We start from the raw sequence: 22060 nt of genomic DNA, 5'->3' as shown, positions 1-22060 counted from the left end.
AATCAAAAATGTCCTCCTCGTTAACTAGTTCTTTCTAGCATAACGACGAATCGGGAGAGAGACAACCACGGGGACTGGAGGGAGTAGCATGACGAATGAGATGAGGGAGCGGCTGTCCTTGAATGATATCGTACAGAACATCATTGGTGTCGTAGAAGAAAGTCGGGAAGAAATCGTTCGAATTACAGAAGATTCAAGAGAACAATACGCAGAAATCCAACAGGAGTTACGGGATTTGAAGACGCGTGTTCATGACTATATTAAAGAAGCCGAACGACTGGAACGACTGATCAAGGATTCAAAAGCACGACTCGTCGTCGTCAGCAAGAACTTCGATCATTACTCCGAACAAGACGTCAGAAGCGCCTACGAAACGGCGAATGCCCTTCAACTCGAGTCGTTCATCAACCAACGGGATGAAATGAACTGCCGAAAGCGGCGGGATGAACTCGAGCGTCGCTTAGTCCACCTCGATGAGACGATTGAGCGAGCCGATATGCTGATCAGTCGCGTCTCGGTTGTCCTGAATTTTTTGACGGACGATATGCAGGTCATGAATGAAAAGTATGAAAAGGCGATGCAAAAACAAGAGATGGGTTTAAAAGTATTTCAGTCGGCTGAGAATGAGCGACGGCGCTTATCTCGAGACATGCACGATGGACCAGCACAAACGCTTGCTCACGTTTTGATTCGTGCAGATTTGATTGAAAAGATTCACCAGCATAACGGAGCAGAAGCAGCCTTTGAAGAAATACATCGCCTCCGGATCTTGATTCGTGACGGGCTCGCGGATATTCGCCGGATCATTTATGATTTACGTCCGATGACACTCGATGATCTTGGATTTGTTCCGACACTCGAGCGTTATCTTCGTCATATGCAGGAAATTTCGAACATTCCGATTCATTTTAATTATCTTGGCGGTGGGGAGCGGATTGAGTCGACGTATGAAGTCGCTGTCTTCCGAATTGTTCAAGAAGCCGTCCAAAATGCAGTTAAGCATTCCAAAGCGAGTGACATTCGTATTATCATAGAACAGTATCAACATTCTGTCCGTATTCATGTGAAGGACAATGGGATCGGGTTTGACTTTGATGAAATTTTTGCTTCGTGCGATGAGTCGTTTGGACTTGTTGGCATGCGTGAGCGAATTGAATTGATTGATGGTTCGTTTGAAATCGAAACGAAACCAGATAAAGGGACGGTCATCAAGGTAGGGATTCCGATCGAAGAATCCGAAGCGAGAGGGGAAACACAGTGAATAACGAGCAAGTAAAAGTAGTCATCATCGACGATCATCAGTTATTCCGGGAAGGCGTCAAACGGATTCTTGATTTTGAAGAAGAATTCATCGTTGTCGCAGAAGGGGCGAGCGGAGCGGAAGTGATTCCACTCGTCGAAGCCCATCAACCGGATATCGTCTTAATGGATATTAATATGCCGCAAGTCAATGGTGTTGAAGCGACAAAACGTCTCATGGAGGTCCATCCGGATGTCCGCGTCATCATTTTGTCGATTCATGACGATGAAACGTACGTCATGCACGCGTTAGGCGCAGGAGCGGTTGGTTATCTTCTGAAAGAAATGGCGACGGATGAACTCGTGAATGCGATTCGTTCCGTCTATCGCGAAGGGGGATACGTCCACCCGAAAGTCACACCAAACCTTTTGCAAGAGTACCGTCGTTTGATGAAGATGAAACAAACGATGTCTTCCCAACCGATTGAAAAACGTGTCGCGGAAGCGCCGTTACACGTCTTGACGCGTCGTGAGTGCGAAGTACTGCAGTTGCTTGCTGACGGTTTCTCGAACCGGGCGATTAGTGATACGCTCTATATCAGTGAGAAAACAGTCAAAAATCATGTTTCCTCAATTTTGCGGAAAATGAATGTACCCGACCGGACAGGTGCTGTCGTCGAAGCAATCCGACGCGGCTGGGTCGTCGTCGTATAATAAAAAGACGGTTGCCAAAGCGGCGCCGTCTTTGTTTTTGTATCGAAATGAACTATGATACACTTAATAACGATTGTGACGTGTCAGAAAATTACAAGTCACGACGGAACTCTTAAAAGCGAGGAAATTCACGGATGAGCCAGATTGTGATTTTAACGGATAGTACAGCCTATCTGCCAACTACCTATTGTGAAGAAAATAATGTTCATGTCGCACCGCTCAGCGTCATTTTTGATGGTGACGCATACCGGGAAGGGTTCGATATCTCAGTCCCTGAGTTTTATGCGAAGATTCAAACGGGAAGTCTGCCAACGACTTCGCAGCCGAACATCGGTGACATCACGGATGCCTTTGAACGACTACCGGCGGGAACGGATATCATCGGAATTACGTTATCAAGCGGGATTAGTGGAACGTATCAAGCTTTACATACCATTAATATGATGGTTGATCACGTTCAAGTTCACCCGGTCGACTCACGAATTTCATGTATGCCGCAAGCATTCTTAGTGAAGGAGGCAGTTCGGATGCGTGATGCCGGGGCGACGGCAACAGAAATCGTCGCACGTCTTGAAAATCTTAAAGTGATGATTCGTGCGTATTTCGTCGTTGATGATTTAGAGCATTTACAACGGGGCGGACGTCTCAGTATGACGCAAGCCGTCGTTGGTTCTTTCTTAAAGATTAAACCGGTTCTTCATTTCGTCGATGGGAAAATCGTTCCGTTCGAAAAGATTCGGACGTTCAAACGGGCGGTTAAACGGATTGAAGAGATGATGGAAGATACGATTCATAATGAGGGTGCAGGATATGTCATCGGTGTCATCCATGCCGAAGACGATGCCAAAGCACGCGCTGAAATCGAAGTGCTCGAGCAACGGTTCCCGAAAGCGCAAATTGAAATGAGCGTGTTCGGTCCGGTTATCGGGACACACCTTGGTCCTGGTGCGATCGGGATCACGTGGTACAAAGCGGATTAATGAAACAAGTGTTGCACCGAGAAAGAACATCACTTCAATGGGATGTTCTTTCTTTTTTGACTCGTCTTTACACTGCCGGCAGGAAGCGCACGCAAGACTGACGAAAGGAGGGGGAGTCTCATCAAGAAAGGGAGTGAGTCATGGATATTCGAGGACGCCTGATTCCGAGCGATCAAGTAAAGGTTTCGCTTGGTTCGAATGAACGTCGGTACCCTGCTGTGACATGGCGGTGTCAACGATGCGGGGGACTGCCGACACGCGGACCATGTACATGCGGGAAACGCTGTTACTATTGTCGACACTGCCTCATCTTCGGTAAATTAAGAACGTGTGATACGCTCGTCACGGATGCCCGTCCGCTTGACTCCGTCCTGCCGAGTCGGCACGAGGTGCTCGCATTAACACCCGACCAACAACGGATTGCGACGGCGATTGAACGAACGATTGAGCAACAAGGACGTTTGCTCGTCCACGCTGTCTGCGGTGCCGGAAAAACACCGATGCTGTTTCCCGGCATCGAGACGGCACTGCGTCTGAAGAAACGTGTCCTCATCATGACGCCACGGGCGGATGTCGTCCGAGAATTAACGTTACACGTCAAACGTGCTTTTTTGGACGCGCGAATCGTCTCGTTGTTCGGCGGCTCGGAGGAACGTCTTCAGCTTGGAGATATCACGATCAGTACGACCCATCAATTGATTCATTACCGTGCTTGCTTTGACGTCGTCTTCATCGATGAGGTCGATGCCTTTCCCTATAGTACGGACCGGACGCTACATCGCTACGTCAAACGGGTGATGTGCCGCTCGGCATCACTCATCCTTCTCAGTGCAACCCCTTCCTTTAGGAACAAACGCCTGCCGACCGTCCGCCTGATGCGGCGGTATCACGGCTTCCCGTTACCCGTTCCGCAACTCCACTTTTCCTATACACCAGCCCATTTGATTGAATGGCTTCACAGTCACGCAGACAAACCACGACTCGTCTTTGTGCCGACCGTTGCCGTACTCGCGTTATGGCAGGAGCGACTCGAACAAGCGGGATTAACGGCTGAAACGGTCCACGCGGCAGATCCTGGCCGGATCGTTAAGGTCGAACGCTTTCGGACGACGGCAACGATTTTATTGACGACAACGATTTTAGAACGTGGCGTCACCTTTTCGAACGTCCAAGTCGCGGTCGTCGATGCAGACGTGTCGTTTACGGCAGCGGCATTGATTCAAATCAGTGGACGTGTCGGGCGAGATGTCGATTTCCCGAGTGGGGACGTCATCTTTTTCGCAAATGATCGATCGAATGCGTTATACGAAGCAATCGCTGATATTCAGCGTGCGAACCGGGAGGGTTTCCGATGAATTGTCTGCTTTGCCAACAATTTTTTTTACCGAGCTGGTCATTGTCGAACGTATGGACTAGGCAAACGGTATGTCGAACCTGTAAAATAAAGTTTGTAAAAAGAGGGGAATGCACGGATTGTGGAAAACCGGGTCTCACCCTTTGCAGCGATTGTCAGCAGTGGCGGCGACTCGGTTATGATTTGAAGACGGACCCATTATTTTTATATGAGGCAACCGCAAAGGATTTTTTGAAGCGCTATAAGTTTTTAGGGGATACGGCGCTGTTGGACGTGTTTAAAGAAGAGCTGAAGAAGGTAAAAGTGAAACAGGATTTCATTGTGCCGATTCCGCTCAGTCGAGAGCGACTGAGCGAACGGCGTTTCAATCAGGCGGAAGGCATCGCCCGGATGATGCGTGGAAAGGTCACATTGTGTTTGGCACGTTCAGATGGTCCGGCGCAAAGTCGCAAGGCGAGGCGAGAGCGCCTGTCTCGGGCCAATCCGTATGAAGTGATCACTTCCGTCGAGGGGAAAACGATTTTACTCGTCGATGATGTGTATACGACGGGAACGACCTTGCATCAAGCGGCTTTGCGACTACGTGAAGCAGGTGCAAAAGAAATTTCTGCCGTAACTTTATTTCGAAGTGTTTAAGAATTCTTCATTTCTGCCGATATTCATAATGAGGTGAAGGAAATGGATGTGTTAAACTGCAAATCTTGCGGGAAATTATTTGTTCGTCAATCTTCTGACCTGTGCATCGATTGCATTAGGAAAGATCATACTGATTTTGAGAAGGTGCGTGAGTTCCTGCGAGAACGGCGGAAAATCCGAACCTCACCTATTGATGTTGAGCAAGCGGTCGGGGTCAAACGAGAAACAGTCCTCCGGTACATTAGGGATGGGCGTTTACTGATGTCAGAAATCACACAGATGGAAATCACGTGTGAGAGTTGCGGGAAACCTACCCGTGACGGTACGATCTGTGCCGATTGTCGTGAGAAATTACGACGCGACCTCGCCCAAGCGATGCTAGATTCTTCTGCCCCTTCGAAACCGAGAACGTATCGAACATGAATTAAGAATCTTGTAATCTAGAAAGCAGGTGTTCACATGCGAATTGATTCTACGAAATGGGTGAATATGCCTAAAGCGTACGAAAGAAATCAAGCAGTAGAAGGAACAGAAGCAAAACGTACGAATCGGCCGGATGAAGTGACAATCTCGAGTGAAGCGCGTGCGCGTTTCAATGAGACACCAACATCACGGACCGAAAAAATCGAATCCCTTCGTCAAGCCATTCAGGATGGAACCTATAAACCAGACGCGAAAAAAATCGCGGAGCGTTTTTTGAACTTGTAAGAGGGACAACTATGACAGTAGAGGCGACTCGGGGCACGGATGCGCGGGTCGCTTTTTATATGAAGAGCAAACTGTGAGGAGGCAATCGGATGGAAATCCTTGAACAACTCGTAAGTGAGCACGATGCTTTATTGGATCTTGCAAAAGAAAAAAAGACAATTTTGATTCAAAATGATATGAAGCGACTCTCACAAATCGTCAAAGAAGAACCGGTACATCTGAAACGGATTGAACAGCTCGAACAACAACGGCTTGAACGGATGGGACAGGTGACGATGACCGAGTGGTTACAAGATCACCCGGAGGATGTCGCTTCATTACGCCGCTTGTTACAGACGATCGGTCAACTCAAACGACTGAACGACCTGAACGCTGAATTACTCGAACAATCGCTTCATTATCTCGATTGGCACTTACAATTGCTGATCCCGGAAGCCGATGATTTTACATATGGTCAGTCCGCACTCGACCGCACACACTTTAACCGGAATGCTTAAGGAGGTAGACGAATGGCATCAACTTTTATGGGGCTTGAGACAGGACGTCGGGCACTGACGACGAACCAATGGGCGCTCCAATCCACAGGAAACAATATTGCGAACGCCGGAACGGCTGGTTTTTCACGTCAGCGCTTAATCATGGCGACGACAGAGCAACTCTCGATGTCGATCGGAACGGGCAAGATGGGGCAAATCGGCACAGGGGTCAAAGGGGAATTGCTTGAACGGGTGCGTGACGTGATGCTCGATAAACAGTATCGCGACGAAGCGACGAAGACATCGTACTATGGTACGAAAGAAGCGGCATTCGGCCGAATGGAAGACATCATCAATGAACCGTCGGATACCGGTCTATCAAAAGCTTTTGATGGATTTTGGGAGTCGCTCCAAACACTGTCGACGAATCCGCAAGATTCCGGGGCGCGCAGTGTCGTCCGTCAAAAAGCAGAAACCTTGACGCAAACGTTCAACTACATGGCGAAGGCGCTTAATCAAGTGCAAGGCGACCTGAAAAGCGAAATCGACGTCTCGACGAAAAAAGTCAACGATTTGTTCAAAAAAATTCACAATATCAATGCGGAAATCCATACGGTTGAGCCGCTCGGCGTCTTACCGAATGCGCTATACGATGAGCGGGACCGTTACTTTGATGAGCTCGCTGAATATGTCGACTTTGAAAAAGTCTCCGTCGACAGCGATGCGATCCAGCAAGGGCAGCTCGGAAATACCGTCAAAACGGCAGAAGGACGAATCGATGTCCGGATTAAACTACCAAACGGCGATAAGTTGCTTGCAGTCGACTCGGATTTACCGAAGGCCGGTACACTCACATTTACGACCGATGCGAACGGACTCTATACAGGGTTTAAAACAGATTCACAAACGATTTCATTTGACACAGCAGGCGGCTTCTCATCAGGGCGGTTAATCGGTCTAATCGAGATGTATGGTCATGTCGAGAATGGTCAAGCAACGGGCGAATACGTCAACATGCAAGGGCACCTCGATGAGATGGCAGCAACATTTGCCGAAGCCTTCAACACAGCTCACACAGGGAATCTTAAAAAAGACGGGACGAACGGGACAAACGAATTTTTCGTTTCATCCAACGGTCCGATCACGGCGAAGACGATTTCGCTTGGAAGCGAAATCAAGAAGAGTCTCGATAACATCGCGACGTCGACGGATGGAAACATCGGGGACAGCGCCGGTGCCTTGAAGCTCGCCAACATGAAGACGGCAAGCATTCGTTTCGACCAGTCGGGTACGACAACGACAATCGGTTCGTTTTATCAAAACGTCATCGGTGACATGGCGGTCGCGACCGACCAAGTCGCGCGACTCGGGAAAAGCTCAGCCGTCTTGATGGAAAGCGCAGAACAGCGCCGTATGTCAGTCTCGGCTGTCTCGATCGATGAAGAGATGACGATGATGATTCAGTACCAACATGCTTACAACGCGGCAGCGCGTAATATCACGACGGTTGATGAGATGCTCGATAAGATCATCAACGGTATGGGAATCGTAGGACGGTGATGACTAAATGAGAGTAACACAAACGATGCTGACGAAAACGAATATCGGACATTTGTCGTCAAGCTACCAAAAATTAAGCACGTTACAAGAGCAATTGATCAGCGGTAAAAAAATCCAACGTCCCTCGGAAGACCCGGTCGTCGCGATGCAAGGGATCCGTTACCGGACAGAAGTCCGTGAAGTCGAACAGTTCAAAAAGAACGTCAACGAAGCGACAGGTTGGATGGACTTGACGGATTCGGCACTGAACGAAGTGACGTCGGCGATGAGTCGCGTTCGTGAATTGACGACGCAAGCAGCAACGGATACGTATGACGCGACACAACGAAAAGCAATTCAAAGTGAGGTCGGGCAACTGATTGAACACATCGGGACACTCGCCAACACGAAATACAATGAAAAAGTCATCTTCAACGGAACGAAGACGGATCAACCGTTCGTTTCGATGGAAGGTCTAAAAGAGTATTTAGCGACGCCTGGTAAGTCTGTCGATACGGTCTTTACGGACGGGAACCCGGCCGGTAAAGACAGCGAAGTAATCCGCTATGAAGTGTCGTCAGGAATCGAAGTCCAGGTCAATGTCTCACCGACGAGCGTGTTTAGCGCAGAGACGTTTACGACACTTAAAAAATTATATGATGCGCTCGGTGGTGTCTCAGACACAGGAGCCGTCGATAGCTCAAACAATGGAGCCGAGTTGTCAGGGATGCTAAAGGATTTAGACACGATGCTGAATCAAACGGTCGAGACACGAGCGGACCTCGGAGCACGCGTCAATCGTCTTGAACTGAATGCGTCACGCCTTGAAGATCAAGAAATCATCGCGAAATCCGTCATGTCGGATAACGAAGACATCGAAGCGGAAAAAGTCATCATGGAACTCAAATCGTACGAGACGCTTCACCGGGCCGCACTCAGTGCCGGTGCGCGAATCATTCAACCGACACTACTCGATTTCCTACGTTAAGGAGGTGACGGGAGATGAACCTTCCGCATCTTGAAATGCGTCAAACGTCTGCTAAAATCGGTATCAATACGACACGGGCGACGCTTGAACAACACCAACAACAAGCGTCCTTGTCAATCGAGCAACCGAAAGGCGAGCTGTCGCTCGAAACGGTCGCGGCACGACTCGAAATTGATTCGTCACAGGCATGGATTGAAATCGGACGAATCCCGGCATTTGAATCCGTTCAGCGTTATGCTGATTACGGACGACAAATGGGACAACAAGCAGTCGGGCGGGCAGCAGCTGAAGGGGATCAGTTGATGCGGATCGAGCAACGGGGAGATGCCGTTGCTCGCATCGCGACATCCCGGCAAGCACCACCGGCAGAAGTGACGACGCTCGGCTTTACGCCACGCAGTCTCGACCGGGTCAAAATCAATTACACACCGGCAGAGGTGCGTGTCAACTATACGGCGCAAAAACCGCAAATCGATGTTGAGATACATCGACCGGAATTAAACGTCACGCCAGGCACGACAGAAATTTACCTACGGGAACAAAATCAACTGGATATGTGGCCAGTCGGCGGCATATTCGATGGGGAAGGATAATCACATGCATATCGAAACAGATTTTTTTGGAACGGTTCAAATCGAGGAAAGTGAAATCATCACGTTCGCTTCCGAAGTACCCGGTTTTCCAGAGGCACGTCGTTTTATCTTATTACCGTTCGGAGAAGGCATTCCGTTCTGGTCCTTCCAATCGATTGATCAAACGGAATGCGCATTCGTCGTGACGAATCCGTTTTGGATTGATCCGGAGTATGTCTTTGAATTACCAGAATCAGCGAAAGAACAACTCGGTATCCAAGATACGGCACAAGTCGCTGTCTATACGACGGTCACGTTACGTGAACGGTTCGAGGAGTCGACGACGAACTTACGCGCACCGTTCGTAATGGAGACGAAACGTCGGCAAGCGAAACAAGTCATCCTTGATGAAACGTATTCAAACCGGCATGTGATTGGTAGTCTAACGGAAGTAGGTGGTCGCTGATGCTCGTCTTAAAACGTAAAACGGGGGAAGCGATTCAAATCGGGGATGATATCGAGTTGACGGTTCTTGCAATCGAAGGGGACCAAATCAAACTCGGAATCGACGCACCGCGTCACATCGACATCCATCGGAAAGAAATTTATCTTGCAATCCAAGATGAAAATGCGGAAGCATCTCGAAGTACCGGATTGATGAGTCAGTTGTTAAAACAGCGTTCTGAATAATGAGGTGAACTTCTTTTGTGCGCACGCGACCAAAAGAAGTTTTTTTCATTTCTACGAAAAAAATGCTCATTCCTTTCGAATCGTGTATAGTAATGTAGAGAAAAGAAACCTTTTTAGACAAAGAGGGAGTGTAAGCAATGAATGAGACGAAGCAGCTGAAAAAAGATGCGAATCGTGTACTAAAAGCGACGAGCCGAACCTTTTATATACCAATCAGTCGCCTATCGCAAGAACTGCAAGAGGCAGTCGGGTCTGCCTACCTGTGCATGCGTGCGATTGATGAGATTGAGGACCATGAAGACTTGCCGACAGACGTCAAGACGATGCTCCTTCGGGAGACGGCCCTCCAGATGCGTGGAACGTTTTCGGGAGCTGCTTATCAAGCATTGATTGCGCCGTATGCAAATCAGTTGCCGGAAGTGACCCTTCGTCTTTCAGAATGGATTGCCTACTGCCCGAGTGGTATCCGAGCGAAAGTTCTTGAATCGACGGCAGAGATGGCAGAAGGGATGGCCGTCTGGGCAGAACGTGATTGGACGGTCGAAACGGAAGCGGATCTTGATGAGTACACGTATTATGTTGCGGGACTCGTCGGTGTCATGTTGTCAGATATTTGGTACTGGAAAGCGGGTATCGTCACGGATAAACAACAGGCGATTGGTTTTGGTCGGGGACTCCAAGCAGTTAACATCTTACGGAACCAACAAGAAGATGCAGAACGCGGTGTCGGATACTTCCCACCCGGTTGGACGACGGAGACGATGTTTACGTACGCGCAGGATAACTTGGCAGAAGCGGATTTGTATCTCGCGTCGATTCCGAAAGAGACGACGATCTACGAGTTTTGTAAGATTCCACTTGCCCTCGCACATGGAACGCTGGATGCGCTCGCTCGGGGAAAAGAGAAGCTCAGTCGACCAGAAGTCTTGAAAATCGTCGGAAGTGCGGTTTTAAAACGATAATGAACTGACTAAAAGAGAAACACTTACACATGACGCTTGGCAGGATGAGGCGTGTGGGTAAGTGTTTTTTGTCGTTAGCAGGAGTCCGGAACTTTAATGTTCTGCCGCGGTTTCTGAACAGTGTAGTAGCTGGGTTTAAACGTGTGGACAACGTGCAATCGGGAGAGAAGGCGTCTTCCTTGTTCGTTGTTCCTTAATCCCCACGGACAACGAGCAGGGTCTTGTCTGACTTTGAAAGTGCGTTAAAAACGTACTCAGACTGTAGACAACGTGTAATCGGGAGAGAAAGCGTCTCTTTTTTCGTTGCTTTCCTCGGGCGAGGCGCAAGCCGTTGCTCCTTGGATCCTAGCGGACAACGAGCAGGGTCTTGCCTGCCTCTGAAAGTGCGTTAAAAACGCACTTTTTCCCGTAGGAGTCAACGAAACGTGACGCTTTTTAGGTAATACCGTGACAGAAATCCAGGCATGCAGGCGGTTTAGAGCGCAATCCGTCTCGAATCGCTTAGAACCGCGAAAAGCAATCGGTCGCGACCCTGCAGCTTTGCTGTATCGGCGTGACCGATTGCCGCTTTGAAGACGAGGCGAGACAGGGAAGCGCGAACGGATCGCATCTCGTTATAGCATGTTCACACGTCATAAGCGTAGTCGCCGTGTTTTCTCTACTTCGAATCATTTTAGTGAAGTCGTCCCAAACAAAAAAGAGTCTAACCTACTGATACAAGATCAGCTTGGATTGACTCTTTTTTCTGGATTAAGAGATTGAAGGTACAGCGACTGTTCCTTAATTAAAGAGTTGCTACAACGTATACGATACAACCGATGGCTCCGGCGCCGACTAAAATCAATCCGGAGACGCGTGTCGATGGATTGGGAGTAGCGGAAAACTTTAAAAAGAATACACCCAGACTGACAATCACGAATGTAAGGACAAGCATCAAAAGAATTAAAAGTGTGTTCATATTTACCGTGCTCCAATCTGAATCGGCGTATGAATCCTCTTTTTTCGGCAAGGTTAGTACAACTATTTGATGTCTTCTAAATAAGATAGGACCTTGTCTTCATAGGCTTTGCGGTCATGGGCATAAGACTGGACATGTCCGCCGTTTTCCGTCACATAAAGCTCAGAATGTGGCGCCGCTTTTTGAAGGCGCATGCTTTCCGTGACCGGAATCGCATCATCGTCCTTGCCATGAATCATCAGGATGGGGAGATCAATCCGTCGAATCGCTTCAATCGGTTTGACACGTTCCGGGTTCAGCCCTGTCAGTGGAGGCGTCACTTGCAGGATGACGGGTGTGAACGGGAAGTTCGGCAACCCGCTCCAGACGGGGAGGTTCGTTTCTAAATAATTTTCTAAATCACTGAACGGACTATCCGCGATGACACCGGCGACATCTGCTTTTGGAGCCGTGACAAGGGCAGTCGAAGCGCCCATTGAGATACCATAAAGAACAACCGGCTCTGAAGCACGTGATTTGGCATAGCTGACAGCTGTCAGCAAGTCATCTTGTTCTTTTGCCCCGACCGTGACACGTTTTCCTTCCGAGATCCCGGACCCGCGGAAATCAAATGTTAAGACGTTATAACCGGCATCATGAAATTTTTTGAAGAGCGGGAAGATGGGGACATCCGTCTGTTCCCGGTTTTTCCCATAGCCGTGAGCAAAGACGATTGTCAGTTTCGCATCCTCACTCGGAATCCACCAGCCGGATAGCCGCGTGCGATCTTTTAGCGAGCGGAAGGAGACGTCTTCATAAGCCAGTTTTTCTGCTTTTTTAGGATTCGTCGTCAATGCTTCCCGTTCCGGTTTCGTTAAGGACGAACCGACATAAGCAGAAATTCCGACGAGAGCAATCAACAAAAGAACGATGACGAGGATCAATCCCCCGATGATTTTCTTGCGATGTTTCTTCAACAACGGCGCGACTCCCTTTCTCGAACAACTGTGAATTAATGAATATCTTTTTTCTTGAAGCGGCCACCGTGGACGTCATGAATGTTGCCGATGGCGATGAAGGCCTGTTCGTCGAAGTCGCGGACGATTTCTTTTAATTTCGTTTCTTCGAGCCGGCTGATGACACAAAAAATGACTTTCTTATCATCTCCGGAAAAGGATCCTTCTCCGTGTAAGTACGTCATGCTCCGACCGAGCCGGTCCATGATGGCAAGGCCGATTTCTTCGTAGTTCTCAGAAATGATCCATACACTCTTTGATTGATCGAGTCCGTCAATGACGACATCAATTGTCTTGAAGGCAATGAAATACGTAATCAGCGAGTACATCGCCCGGTCCCAACCGAAGACGAATCCGGCTGCTCCGAGGATGAAGACGTTAAAGAACATTACAATTTCACCGACGGAAAAGGGGGTCGAGCGACTGAAGGAAACAGCAAGAATCTCCGTTCCGTCGAGCGATCCACTGGCCCGGATGACGATACCGACGCCAATTCCGAGAATTAAACCACCGAAGACGGTCGCAAGGAGATCGACGTTCGTCATCGGTCCGATGCCTTCGAGTAATTTCGTCGCGACCGCCATGATGAAAATTGCATAAAGCGTAGACAGGGCAAAGGTCTTACCAATCTGTTTATAACCAAAAAAGATGAACGGGATATTTAAAAAGAAGAGCCATAATGCAAGTGTCGTATCCGTCAGTTTTGACCCAATGATGGAAATTCCGACAATCCCACCATCGATGATATTATTCGGAACAAGGAATCCTTTCAAACCGATTGCGAAGACGATGGCCCCAATCGTCAATAACAAAAGGCGGCGTATAAGTTGCCATTTCGTCGTTCGTCGGTGAGCTTTCGTTTGGATCGCACCACTCATCGAATTCCCCCTTTTTGAAAAGTGTTTCTGTGTTTACTATAACAAAAAAGCACTAAGGCATGCGAGAGCAACCTTAGTGCGAATAATTAGATAAACGGTCGAATTGATTGGAAAAACCGTAAAACGAGTTCTGCTTCCGAAGTGTTCGTATAGGCACCGATATATTGTCCATGTTCGAAACCGATGACGGTCAGTGTGCAGCTGACAAGTTGTAACCCTTCGGATAAACGGACTTCGAAGGTCGCTGTGTTTAAAGGCAGCGGGACTTCTGTTGTGAAATAGAGGTGGCGTGTATCCGTCTGATGCGCATGAATGTCCGAATAATCGAAATCCAGCGCCATTTCATGGTGCGTCAACATCTTAATTTTCCCTTCAATCGAAAAACTGGGAGTACCTTCACTTGTCAGGGCGCAGGCTTCAATCGGATACAAAATTTCCCGTAACAAATAACTTTGCATGATTTCTGTTGAAACAGGACGACTGAACAAATATCCTTGAATGTTCGGACAATTGAGGGCACGGAACGTTTCCAGCTGTCGTATCGTTTCAATACCTTCTGCAACGACGGAAAGACTGAAGACGGACGCCATATAAAGAATGCTTTTAACAATGGCCTGTGCTTTCGCATCATCCGCGATATGCGTCGCGAATTGGCGGTCGATTTTGACGACATCAATCGGATAACGCTGTAAGTAGACCATCGACGAGTAGCCTTTACCGAAATCATCTAAAGCAATCCGGACGCCGAGGTGACTTAAGTGTTCGAGCATACGGTTCGTGTTCGGGTCTTCCATAATAAGTGCTGCTTCCGTGATTTCGAGTTCAAATAAATGAGGGGATAAATTGTATTTTAGCAATGCCTGCTCAATCTGATGTTCAAAACCGGGAATCAAGAAACGTTTTGGTGAGACGTTCACTGAAATTGGAATAAGATTTGAACCGGCCCGTGCCCAAGAGTTCATTGCTTGGCATGCGGTCTCAATGACCCAGTCGCCAATTGCAAGATGAAGTGAGCTTTCCTCAGCAAGGGGGATGAAGTCATTTGGCGGAATCCGTCCCCATTCTGGATGTTGCCAACGGATTAAAGCTTCAAGTCCAATGATTTTTCCGGTCCAGCTATCGACTTTCGGTTGGTATTCAAGGAATAGCTCGTTGCGTTCAATGGCATAGTGTAAGTCTTGTTCGAGTCGGTAACGTCTGTAGTAATCGATGTCAAGATTCGAAGCGTAATGATGAAACGTACTGTGATCTTCCCGTCGTGAACGGCGTAAAGCAGTGTAGGAATGTTTTAGCAGTTCAATCGCATCCTGACTGTCTCCCGGGAAACGACTAACCCCAGCAGAAATACGGGCGAACAATTCATACGGTTCAATCAAAATCGGATTTGCCGAGAGTGCGAGCAGTTTTTCCGCACAGGAAGTAATGTCATCACTGTAACTGGAGGGTACGAGCATGGCATACTCATCTCCCCCAAGATGGCCAAGGAATACTTCTTCCGGTTTAGTGATCGACAGAATGCGACTCGTCGCTTGTAACCATTGATCACCGGATGCATGGCCGAACGCGTTATTGATTTCAGAAATCCGGTTGAAGGAAACCGAAAGAACGGAGAAAGATTGATCGTTCTTCATCCATTCCTCAATGGTGTCCGTTAATAATTGACGGTTCGGCAATTCGGTGATTGCATCAATCAATGCGAGTTGCTGCAGCCGTTCCTCATACTCTTTTTGAAGCGTGATGTCATGCATGATACTGTTTGAATAGGCAATGTTCCCATCCAGGTGGAAAACAGGTAACTGTTGATCTTCAATCCATTTCCGTCGTCCATCTGGAAAGCGGAGACGATATTGAATCGTTCCGGATTTTCCAGAAAGCAGTTGTTGGATAAAATGTTTCATCGCCAGATGATCCCGTTCGTCTATTCGCTCGAATAGCCATTTTTGACTTAAGCACAAATCCTCTGGCAATTCTTCAAAAATTTGAAGAAACCCCTGGGAGTGGAAGAGGACTCGGCCAGTAGAAGGGTCGATTTGCGAAATGGCTGCATCAAGCGCTTCGTAAATTTCACGTGTCTGTTCCCGTTCAAGCGTTAATTGGCGTCGCGCTTCGTTGACTTCCGATAAGTCATACAGGATAACGGAAATTAGTTCATTGTTTTCCGGGCGGCGAAATGCTTTTAAGCGTAATAATTGATATCCGTTTGAGGCATTTAAGACAGAAACCTCTTGTTCAAACATCTCCACTTCACAATCAATGAGTCGCTCCATATTAAACAGAAGCGGGTCAAAATCGCGCGGGTGAATGAGGTTATGTAACTGTTCGCGTGATAATGTCCCCAACTCGTCAGATGAAACGCCTAAGTAATTCATCAAAGAGGCGGAATGTTCGATGCTCCTCGTAGAAGGATCGTAATGGAAGACAACAAGTTCTGGAATGTGTTCCGTTAGTTCGAGCTGTGATCGAATTTGAACAACATCTTCTTCAAGTTGTTTTTCTCGAGTGATATCACGTGCGATCCCGTATACACCAATGACTCGATTATCTTGAAGAATGGGCATGTTCGTAATCTTTAAGGTCAGCCGATAATGATCGTTATGGAGGCCTTGGGCGGTGTAGTGAACGGTCTCTCCTGTAAGAGCACGTTCAAAAAATGCTGTGACTGCATCAATTTGTTCAGGGGGATTAAATACTCCAAAGTGTTCATACAGTGTTTCCGTGGAATACCCAAGCATTGCAGGCAATTTTTCATTGAAATATATGATTTCACCAAGATGGTTAAAAAAGAAAATCGCATCCGCGTTTTGATGGAAAAAGAATTCTGCGCTATCGGGATGTGAGAGTTCTAATCCACCAATGAATAGAGGGGATGTCGATGAACGACTTAGTCGTTGCATAGCGTCGAAAAAAGTCATAGCTATATCTCCTCACTAGAATGTAATTCAAGAATCTGTAATCCTATTTCTAGTATCGGTTCTAAGTAGCGACAATTGCAATTAAAGTTCGAAAAATAGACTGTTTTTTCAAAAAAAGAGAATCGGAATATCAAAAAACAAATAAAAGAACAGGTACAGAAGCACCTGTTCTTTTTGAATGGATTAAATGGCAAGATCGACAGATGTCTCGCTTGCATTCGGGTCCGTTGATTGATCCGTATTCTTTTCGTTCATTCCGTGGTGACGTCCACCTTGTCCACCATCGCGTGGTCCTTGCTTAAGGTCGTCATAACTTGAGACCTGATCCGCACGTTCTTGCATCCGTTCCTTCATCGACGTCGCTTGTTTTTCTGTGATGGAACCGTCTGCTAGTTTCGCATCAATTGCAGCCGTTTGAGCGGTGAGGACCGCTTGCTCGAAGTCGTCGAAGGCGATATCGTTCGCTTTCGCAAATTCAGGAAGTGCTTGATCGGCAGCTTCGAATTTCGCTTCATCGAGTTTGAGACTCGCTAAGACCGTTGCAGTCGTGTCACCGAAGACGTCGCGTTGTCCGCCGTCACGTTTGCCTTGTCCTTGTTTTTCCCGATCCGGCAACTCGTCATAACTCGTCATGTCTGAGAACTCTTCAGTCATCCGTTCTTTAATCGTCGTCGCCTGTTTTTCCGTCATCTTACCGTCTTTGACGAATTGGTCAAGTTGTTCTGATTGTGAGGCGATGACCGCTTTTTTGTAGTCGGCGAACTGGATTGATTGGGCTTTCGCGAACGCGGCGAGTGATTGGTTTGCAGCATCGAAGTCCTCCTGATTTAAGTTAAGTGCGGCAAGGACATCTGCGACGAGTTCTTTATTAAAGAAACCGCCCTTGTTACCGTGACGTTGCCCTTTAGGCTGCTGTTCTTTCAATTCGTCATAGCTCGAGACTTTGCTGAAGCGCTCCGTTTGACGTTCTAACATATCAGCGGATTGTGTTTTCGTAAGATCACCTGACGCGACAAGACTAGCAAGTTGTTCTTTTGTTGCTGCAAGTTCAGCGGCTTTGTAGTCGGCGAACGAGATACCTTTTTCTTCTGCGAGCTCAGCAATCGATGTCTTCGCTTCCCGTGCTGTTTGTGCCTCGTCTTCTGTGATGCCGAGTTTATCTAAGAGGATTGTAACGTCCATTTTTTTCATACCTTCGAAGTGATGACGCTCGGATTTCGTTTTCGATGCATCGCTATCATTTGTTGCAGCGAGAGCAGAAGCTCCTCCTACTGTTAATGCGCTGATTGTAAGTGCGGTGATCCATTGTTTTTTGAATTTCATGGTTGATCACTCCTTTCACCTTGTATGTTAGCGTGAATCGAAAACGAAGTTGTGAGGAAGTTGCAAAGAAATTGCCAAGAAAAGCAAATCGGCTGGAAAAGGCGGTACACTAAGCATGTGGAGGGATAACGATGAATATTTTATTGATTGAAGATGAAGTAAAGTTAGCACACGTGACAGAACGTTTTTTACGGCACCACGGATATGAAGTGACACTCGCGATGTCGATTGGACAAGCGAAGGACGCCTTAAGCAAAACGACTTTTGACGCGGTCCTCGTCGATGTTCGACTCCCGGATGGGGACGGCTGGTCGCTCGTCCCGTCGATTAAAGCGGTCGCTATGCCGCCCGTCGTCTTCATGATGACGTCGCGTGGTGAAGCGGATGACCGTGTATTCGGACTTGAGCTCGGAGCAGACGATTACCTCGTCAAACCCGTCGTCTTGAAAGAACTGACGATCCGGCTCGAGCGGGCGCTGAACCAGCGTCCGAAAGACACCGCCTTCCGGTTGGGTGACTTAACGTTGGATCCGAAAGCGCGTCTCGTCAAAAACGGCGAGCAGTCGCTTAGTCTAGCGAAGATGGAGTTTGAGCTGTTGACATACTTCGTCGAACATATCGGTGAAGCACTCAGTCGCGATCAAATCCTGGATGATGTCTGGGGATATACGTTCGGTGGCGATACCCGGACCGTCGATACGCACGTCAAACAATTGCGTGATAAGTTACCGACGATCAAACAACAGTTAAAGACGGTCCACCGGGTCGGATATCGACTGGAGGCGATGGAATGAGTAAATTGATGCGGAAGTTTTTACTGGCGGTCGTCGCACCGCTCCTCGTCATGGGTAGCTTGAGTTTTATCTTGACGGCGGTGCTCGTCAATCGGTTTGCGGAAGACGAACGCTACAGTCAACTCGCACGTGAAGCAAATATCATTCAAGAAGCGATCGACGGCAATCAACCGCTTCCCCGTGACATTCAAGGTTTCATCACGATCGACGGACAAACGCAACGCCTCGGTGGACGAGGACCGCAACCGGTCAACTTACCGGCGCTCGAGAAGTTGCAGCAACAAGACGTGATTGATGTTCAGAATCAACGTTTGTTGACCTATCAGCTGAAAGAGGGGGACACGGTCATCACGACGATTCGAAATGCACCGCTCGCGAGTAGTGCGTTGAACGGTGTCTACTTGGCGATTGGTGTCGCGCTCCTCGTGACCTTGTTGCTTGCGACAGGGCTTGCTTATTATATGGGACGACAGTTCACGCGACCGATCGTCAACTTACGGTCCGTCGCCCAGCAAATCGGAGCGGGGAAAAAAAGCGTCCCGCTACCCGAACGACCGAATGATGAAGTCGGTGAGTTGATTGCTGCCGTCGATGAAATGCAGGAACAACTCCTCCAAAAAGAAACGTTGCAAAAGTCATTCATCGCCGGTATCACCCATGATTTGCGGACGCCGCTCGCAATCATCCGCAACGAAACGGAGGCGCTCGCAGCAGGAGTGATTCCGCTAGACGAACTACCGGATGTCACGGACAGCATCATCGAGGAGACGGATCGCCTCGGCCTATTGATTGATGAGACGCTCGTCTACTCGAAGCTTGCCGGAGGGATGATGCCGCTCGAGCGGGTTGAGACGCGACTAGACGACCTGGTGTTCGATACGGTCGGACGGTTGGAGGCGACGTTTGAGAAGGAGGGGTTGGCACTTGTCGCTGAAGCTGTGCCCGTCACGCGTCGTGTTGACAGGCATATGTTCGAACGGGTCCTCGTCAACTTCCTGATGAATGCCCACGCTGCTGCTCCGCCTGATAGCCGGGTCATCATTCGGCTGACGGAGACTGAAATGACGGTCGAGGACGCGGGGCGTGGCGTCCCGGAGTCCGACCGGGCGACGATTTGGGATTTGTACGTCAAACAAGACGGCAGTTCCGGGCACGGGCTCGGGCTTGCGATTAGCCGTTTGATTCTCGACAGCCATGAACTGGTCTATGGCGTTCGAACGAGTCCGCAAGGCGGAGCGTGTTTCTTTATTCGTCTATAATGTAAAAAAAGCCCCGTTCCTCGTCGAGAGGAGCGGGGCTGTCAGTGCTTATTTTGATTCGTTTTCGTGGACGAGACTCGGTTTGACGAGTGTATAGAATTCATCACTCATGCCGACGCGGCTGCCCATTTGGCAAGCGAGTTCGAGTGTCTCTTGGTAAAATTTCGCGACGAGGTTGTGGTTTTTGATGTGCATGTCCTTCATCGCTTTTTCGACGCCGAGGACGACTTTCGCGATTTGGTCATCTGCATCATTACGGACAGGGACGACGTTTTCCGGGAGGTCGACTTCTTTATCGTGTCCGTTGAAGCGGAACGAAGCGCCGAATCCAAGATGCTCGAGGAAGAAGTGCGGTAACAATTTGCCGGCGAAGAATTGATGCCATTCCGATTCTTTCATCGCGTCCATATCCCGTTTGAAAGAAGTCGTTGCGAGTGCATAGCGGTCATGTGTATCTTTCATGAACTTCTCGAGGATTGGTACCTGCATCGCGAATGAGTTCTTGAGCAGATTATCGAGCTGTTCTTGTGTTAATTGTTCTTGTTCAGCCATCCTTTTAACCCCATTTCGTTTCGTTACTCTTATCGTAAGAAATTTAGACAATTCCGTCAAATCTTTTTCGAGAATAAGGTTTACCTATTGTACGAAAGGGAATTTTACTATTATCGCATACATAAAGGAGGAATCAGCATGAAACGAATCGCAATGACAGGACTATTAATCGGGGCATGTCTGATTCCGGTGACGGCCTTTGGTGCGACGAACGTCTCTTATCAAAAAGGGATGGTTCAAAACAAACAGCTTGGTTATTCGGTCAAGGCGACAGAGACGCTGAAGAAAGCAATCGCGCAAGACAAAGTCGAGCTGATCAAAAACAAGACGGTCAAGACGAAGTACGGTACCGTGACACGAAGCGGAACGTTTTCGCTCTATTATAAGGTGAAGGGAAAAGATCAGTTGCTCGTCAACTTGAACTATGAACCGAAGAAACTGTCGAAAAAACAGTTCGATCGTCAAGTCGGGTACGGCACGTATCTTGGGACGAAGGACAATAAAACGTACTATTATGTCCAACCGACGGAAGCCGTTAAAGGTGCAGTCGGGAACAAAACAATCGAACGCTTGATCACATATCACGTTCCGCGGATGATGAAAACATTTAAACTGCAGTAAGCATTAGCTTTTGCTAGTGCTTCTTTTAGTGGTTCGCTATAGTAAAGATTGAGGTGAAGAGAGATGGAATTTACAGTAACGAAAGTCTTACAAACGACAGATGTCTTGCAACTTGAGAAATGTGTCAACGATCATGATGGAATTGAATTGAAGGTGGCGGCAGATTATGTCGGCGAGAATGATTTTGCTGTCTACGACGGCTCAAAATTGATTGGCTACCTGCAAGCCTTCGCGTATCTACCGACAGAATGGGAAGTCAACGTCTTCGTTGATCCCGATTACCGGCAGCAAGGGATTTTTAAATCGCTCGTCGAAACGGCGGCTGGCGTAGCGCGCGAAACGGGCGCGGAAGCCTTTACGTTCGTGATTGATGATGCAAGTCAATCCGGTAAAGCAGTCTTGGGCAAGCTTGGGGCAGAGTACCGGATGACGGAATACAATATGGTGCTGAAAAAAGCGCAATTGTTCTTAAAAGCAGATCCTGATTTCGAATTACGCGAAGCGACGGCATCGGACCGTCCGTTCATCGTCGAGACGCTCGGACAGTCGTTCGGAAATACAGCGGACGAGGCGGAAGCGATTTATCAAGCGATTGAGACAGAGGATCGCGTCACGTATGTCGGTGTGGCGAACGGTCAGCCGGTCGGTGTCGTCCGTGCATATTTAGCATCCGAGACACAAGCGAGCATCCATGCGTTCGCCGTTCGTCCGGAAGCGCAGGGCAATGGCTACGGGAAGAAGATGTTGAAACTGATGGTCCAAGCGATGTTCCGGACAGGTCGAACGCAGCTTGAACTCGATGTCGAGACGGATAACGCACGGGCACTGGATCTCTATAAAGATGCCGGATTCGTCGTTGGCCGCGGTTATCAGTTCCACGTGCTTGAATTATAAGAAGGTTGAACGAAAG

The 22060-nt window shown here is 48.3% G+C and carries 24 protein-coding genes; 18 read left to right on the top strand and 6 right to left on the bottom strand.

Annotated features, from left to right (window positions below; all coding sequences use genetic code 11):
• Nucleotides 1–88: 88 nt before the first annotated feature.
• The 14 genes from A0126_RS12160 to A0126_RS12095 all read left to right on the top strand — a co-directional run bounded on the left by A0126_RS12160 (nucleotide 89) and on the right by A0126_RS12095 (nucleotide 10858).
• Nucleotides 89–1261: a sensor histidine kinase gene (locus A0126_RS12160; protein ID WP_088837799.1), complete on the top strand. Its 1173-nt coding sequence runs from the start codon at nucleotides 89–91 to the stop codon at nucleotides 1259–1261.
• Nucleotides 1258–1953: a response regulator gene (locus A0126_RS12155; RefSeq protein ID WP_088837798.1), complete on the top strand. Its 696-nt coding sequence runs from the start codon at nucleotides 1258–1260 to the stop codon at nucleotides 1951–1953. The genes A0126_RS12160 and A0126_RS12155 overlap by 4 nt, the downstream gene beginning before the upstream one ends.
• A gap of 134 nt (nucleotides 1954–2087) precedes the next feature.
• Nucleotides 2088–2933 carry a DegV family protein gene (locus A0126_RS12150; protein ID WP_088837797.1) on the top strand — a complete coding sequence of 282 codons (846 nt, stop codon included), beginning with the start codon at nucleotides 2088–2090 and terminating at the stop codon, nucleotides 2931–2933.
• 140 nt (nucleotides 2934–3073) lie between these two features.
• Nucleotides 3074–4288: a helicase-related protein gene (locus tag A0126_RS12145; protein WP_088837796.1), complete on the top strand. Its 1215-nt coding sequence runs from the start codon at nucleotides 3074–3076 to the stop codon at nucleotides 4286–4288.
• A gap of 272 nt (nucleotides 4289–4560) precedes the next feature.
• Entirely contained in the window at nucleotides 4561–4923 is a 363-nt protein-coding gene (locus A0126_RS19540) for a ComF family protein (protein ID WP_239456913.1), read from the top strand.
• A gap of 261 nt (nucleotides 4924–5184) precedes the next feature.
• On the top strand, nucleotides 5185–5346 hold the full coding sequence (locus tag A0126_RS19180) for a hypothetical protein (RefSeq protein ID WP_157898496.1): 162 nt from the start codon (nucleotides 5185–5187) through the stop codon (nucleotides 5344–5346).
• Nucleotides 5347–5382: 36 nt separating this feature from the next.
• The gene (flgM, locus tag A0126_RS12130; RefSeq protein WP_088837793.1) at nucleotides 5383–5631 is read left to right on the top strand and encodes a flagellar biosynthesis anti-sigma factor FlgM; all 249 of its coding nucleotides are present in this window, start codon (nucleotides 5383–5385) and stop codon (nucleotides 5629–5631) included.
• Between the two features lie 89 nt (nucleotides 5632–5720).
• Nucleotides 5721–6128 carry a flagellar protein FlgN gene (locus A0126_RS12125; protein WP_088837792.1) on the top strand — a complete coding sequence of 136 codons (408 nt, stop codon included), beginning with the start codon at nucleotides 5721–5723 and terminating at the stop codon, nucleotides 6126–6128.
• Nucleotides 6129–6140: 12 nt separating this feature from the next.
• Nucleotides 6141–7667 (top strand): flagellar hook-associated protein FlgK, encoded by a 1527-nt coding sequence (gene flgK, locus A0126_RS12120; protein ID WP_088837791.1) that lies wholly within the window; start codon nucleotides 6141–6143, stop codon nucleotides 7665–7667.
• A gap of 7 nt (nucleotides 7668–7674) precedes the next feature.
• Nucleotides 7675–8634 (top strand): flagellar hook-associated protein FlgL, encoded by a 960-nt coding sequence (gene flgL, locus A0126_RS12115; RefSeq protein WP_029331458.1) that lies wholly within the window; start codon nucleotides 7675–7677, stop codon nucleotides 8632–8634.
• A gap of 14 nt (nucleotides 8635–8648) precedes the next feature.
• Nucleotides 8649–9227, top strand: coding sequence for a DUF6470 family protein (locus A0126_RS12110; protein WP_088837790.1), 579 nt, complete (start codon nucleotides 8649–8651; stop codon nucleotides 9225–9227).
• 4 nt (nucleotides 9228–9231) lie between these two features.
• Nucleotides 9232–9672 carry a flagellar assembly protein FliW gene (fliW, locus tag A0126_RS12105; RefSeq protein WP_239456754.1) on the top strand — a complete coding sequence of 147 codons (441 nt, stop codon included), beginning with the start codon at nucleotides 9232–9234 and terminating at the stop codon, nucleotides 9670–9672.
• Nucleotides 9672–9896: a carbon storage regulator CsrA gene (gene csrA, locus A0126_RS12100; protein ID WP_029331452.1), complete on the top strand. Its 225-nt coding sequence runs from the start codon at nucleotides 9672–9674 to the stop codon at nucleotides 9894–9896. The genes fliW and csrA overlap by 1 nt, the downstream gene beginning before the upstream one ends.
• 137 nt (nucleotides 9897–10033) lie before the next feature.
• The gene (locus tag A0126_RS12095) at nucleotides 10034–10858 is read left to right on the top strand and encodes a squalene/phytoene synthase family protein (RefSeq protein WP_088837788.1); all 825 of its coding nucleotides are present in this window, start codon (nucleotides 10034–10036) and stop codon (nucleotides 10856–10858) included.
• Between the two features lie 784 nt (nucleotides 10859–11642).
• Here A0126_RS12095 and A0126_RS19175 read toward each other — a convergent pair.
• The 5 genes from A0126_RS19175 to A0126_RS12075 all read right to left on the bottom strand — a co-directional run bounded on the left by A0126_RS19175 (nucleotide 11643) and on the right by A0126_RS12075 (nucleotide 17924).
• A complete protein-coding gene (locus tag A0126_RS19175) occupies nucleotides 11643–11816 on the bottom strand; it encodes a hypothetical protein (protein ID WP_157898495.1) in 174 nt (57 codons plus the stop codon).
• A 62-nt stretch (nucleotides 11817–11878) separates the two neighbouring features.
• Nucleotides 11879–12775, bottom strand: a complete 897-nt coding sequence (locus A0126_RS12090) for an alpha/beta hydrolase (RefSeq protein ID WP_088837787.1) — start codon at nucleotides 12773–12775, stop codon at nucleotides 11879–11881.
• Between the two features lie 32 nt (nucleotides 12776–12807).
• Nucleotides 12808–13689, bottom strand: coding sequence for a YitT family protein (locus A0126_RS12085; protein ID WP_088837786.1), 882 nt, complete (start codon nucleotides 13687–13689; stop codon nucleotides 12808–12810).
• 86 nt (nucleotides 13690–13775) lie between these two features.
• Entirely contained in the window at nucleotides 13776–16601 is a 2826-nt protein-coding gene (locus A0126_RS12080) for a sensor domain-containing protein (RefSeq protein WP_088837785.1), read from the bottom strand.
• Between the two features lie 183 nt (nucleotides 16602–16784).
• The gene (locus A0126_RS12075) at nucleotides 16785–17924 is read right to left on the bottom strand and encodes a hypothetical protein (RefSeq protein ID WP_088837784.1); all 1140 of its coding nucleotides are present in this window, start codon (nucleotides 17922–17924) and stop codon (nucleotides 16785–16787) included.
• 131 nt (nucleotides 17925–18055) lie between these two features.
• Between A0126_RS12075 and A0126_RS12070 the strand changes: the two genes are divergently transcribed.
• Nucleotides 18056–18718 (top strand): response regulator transcription factor, encoded by a 663-nt coding sequence (locus A0126_RS12070; protein WP_088837783.1) that lies wholly within the window; start codon nucleotides 18056–18058, stop codon nucleotides 18716–18718.
• The gene (locus A0126_RS12065; RefSeq protein ID WP_088837782.1) at nucleotides 18715–19977 is read left to right on the top strand and encodes a HAMP domain-containing sensor histidine kinase; all 1263 of its coding nucleotides are present in this window, start codon (nucleotides 18715–18717) and stop codon (nucleotides 19975–19977) included. Before A0126_RS12070 ends, A0126_RS12065 begins: the two co-directional genes overlap by 4 nt.
• A 48-nt stretch (nucleotides 19978–20025) precedes the next feature.
• Here A0126_RS12065 and A0126_RS12060 read toward each other — a convergent pair whose 3' ends face one another.
• Complete coding sequence (locus A0126_RS12060) at nucleotides 20026–20529, bottom strand: hypothetical protein (protein ID WP_088837781.1); 504 nt, start codon at nucleotides 20527–20529, stop codon at nucleotides 20026–20028.
• Nucleotides 20530–20667: 138 nt separating this feature from the next.
• Here A0126_RS12060 and A0126_RS12055 point away from each other — a divergent pair, with 138 nt between their 5' ends.
• Together A0126_RS12055 and A0126_RS12050 are read left to right on the top strand one after the other, a co-directional pair.
• On the top strand, nucleotides 20668–21150 hold the full coding sequence (locus A0126_RS12055) for a hypothetical protein (RefSeq protein WP_088837780.1): 483 nt from the start codon (nucleotides 20668–20670) through the stop codon (nucleotides 21148–21150).
• 63 nt (nucleotides 21151–21213) lie between these two features.
• A complete protein-coding gene (locus tag A0126_RS12050) occupies nucleotides 21214–22044 on the top strand; it encodes a GNAT family N-acetyltransferase (protein WP_029331434.1) in 831 nt (276 codons plus the stop codon).
• Nucleotides 22045–22060 lie beyond the last annotated feature (16 nt).

The organism is Exiguobacterium sp. N4-1P (assembly GCF_002214325.1).
Note: the sequence above shows the minus strand (reverse complement) of the source record. Positions and strands in the feature narration are given on the sequence as shown.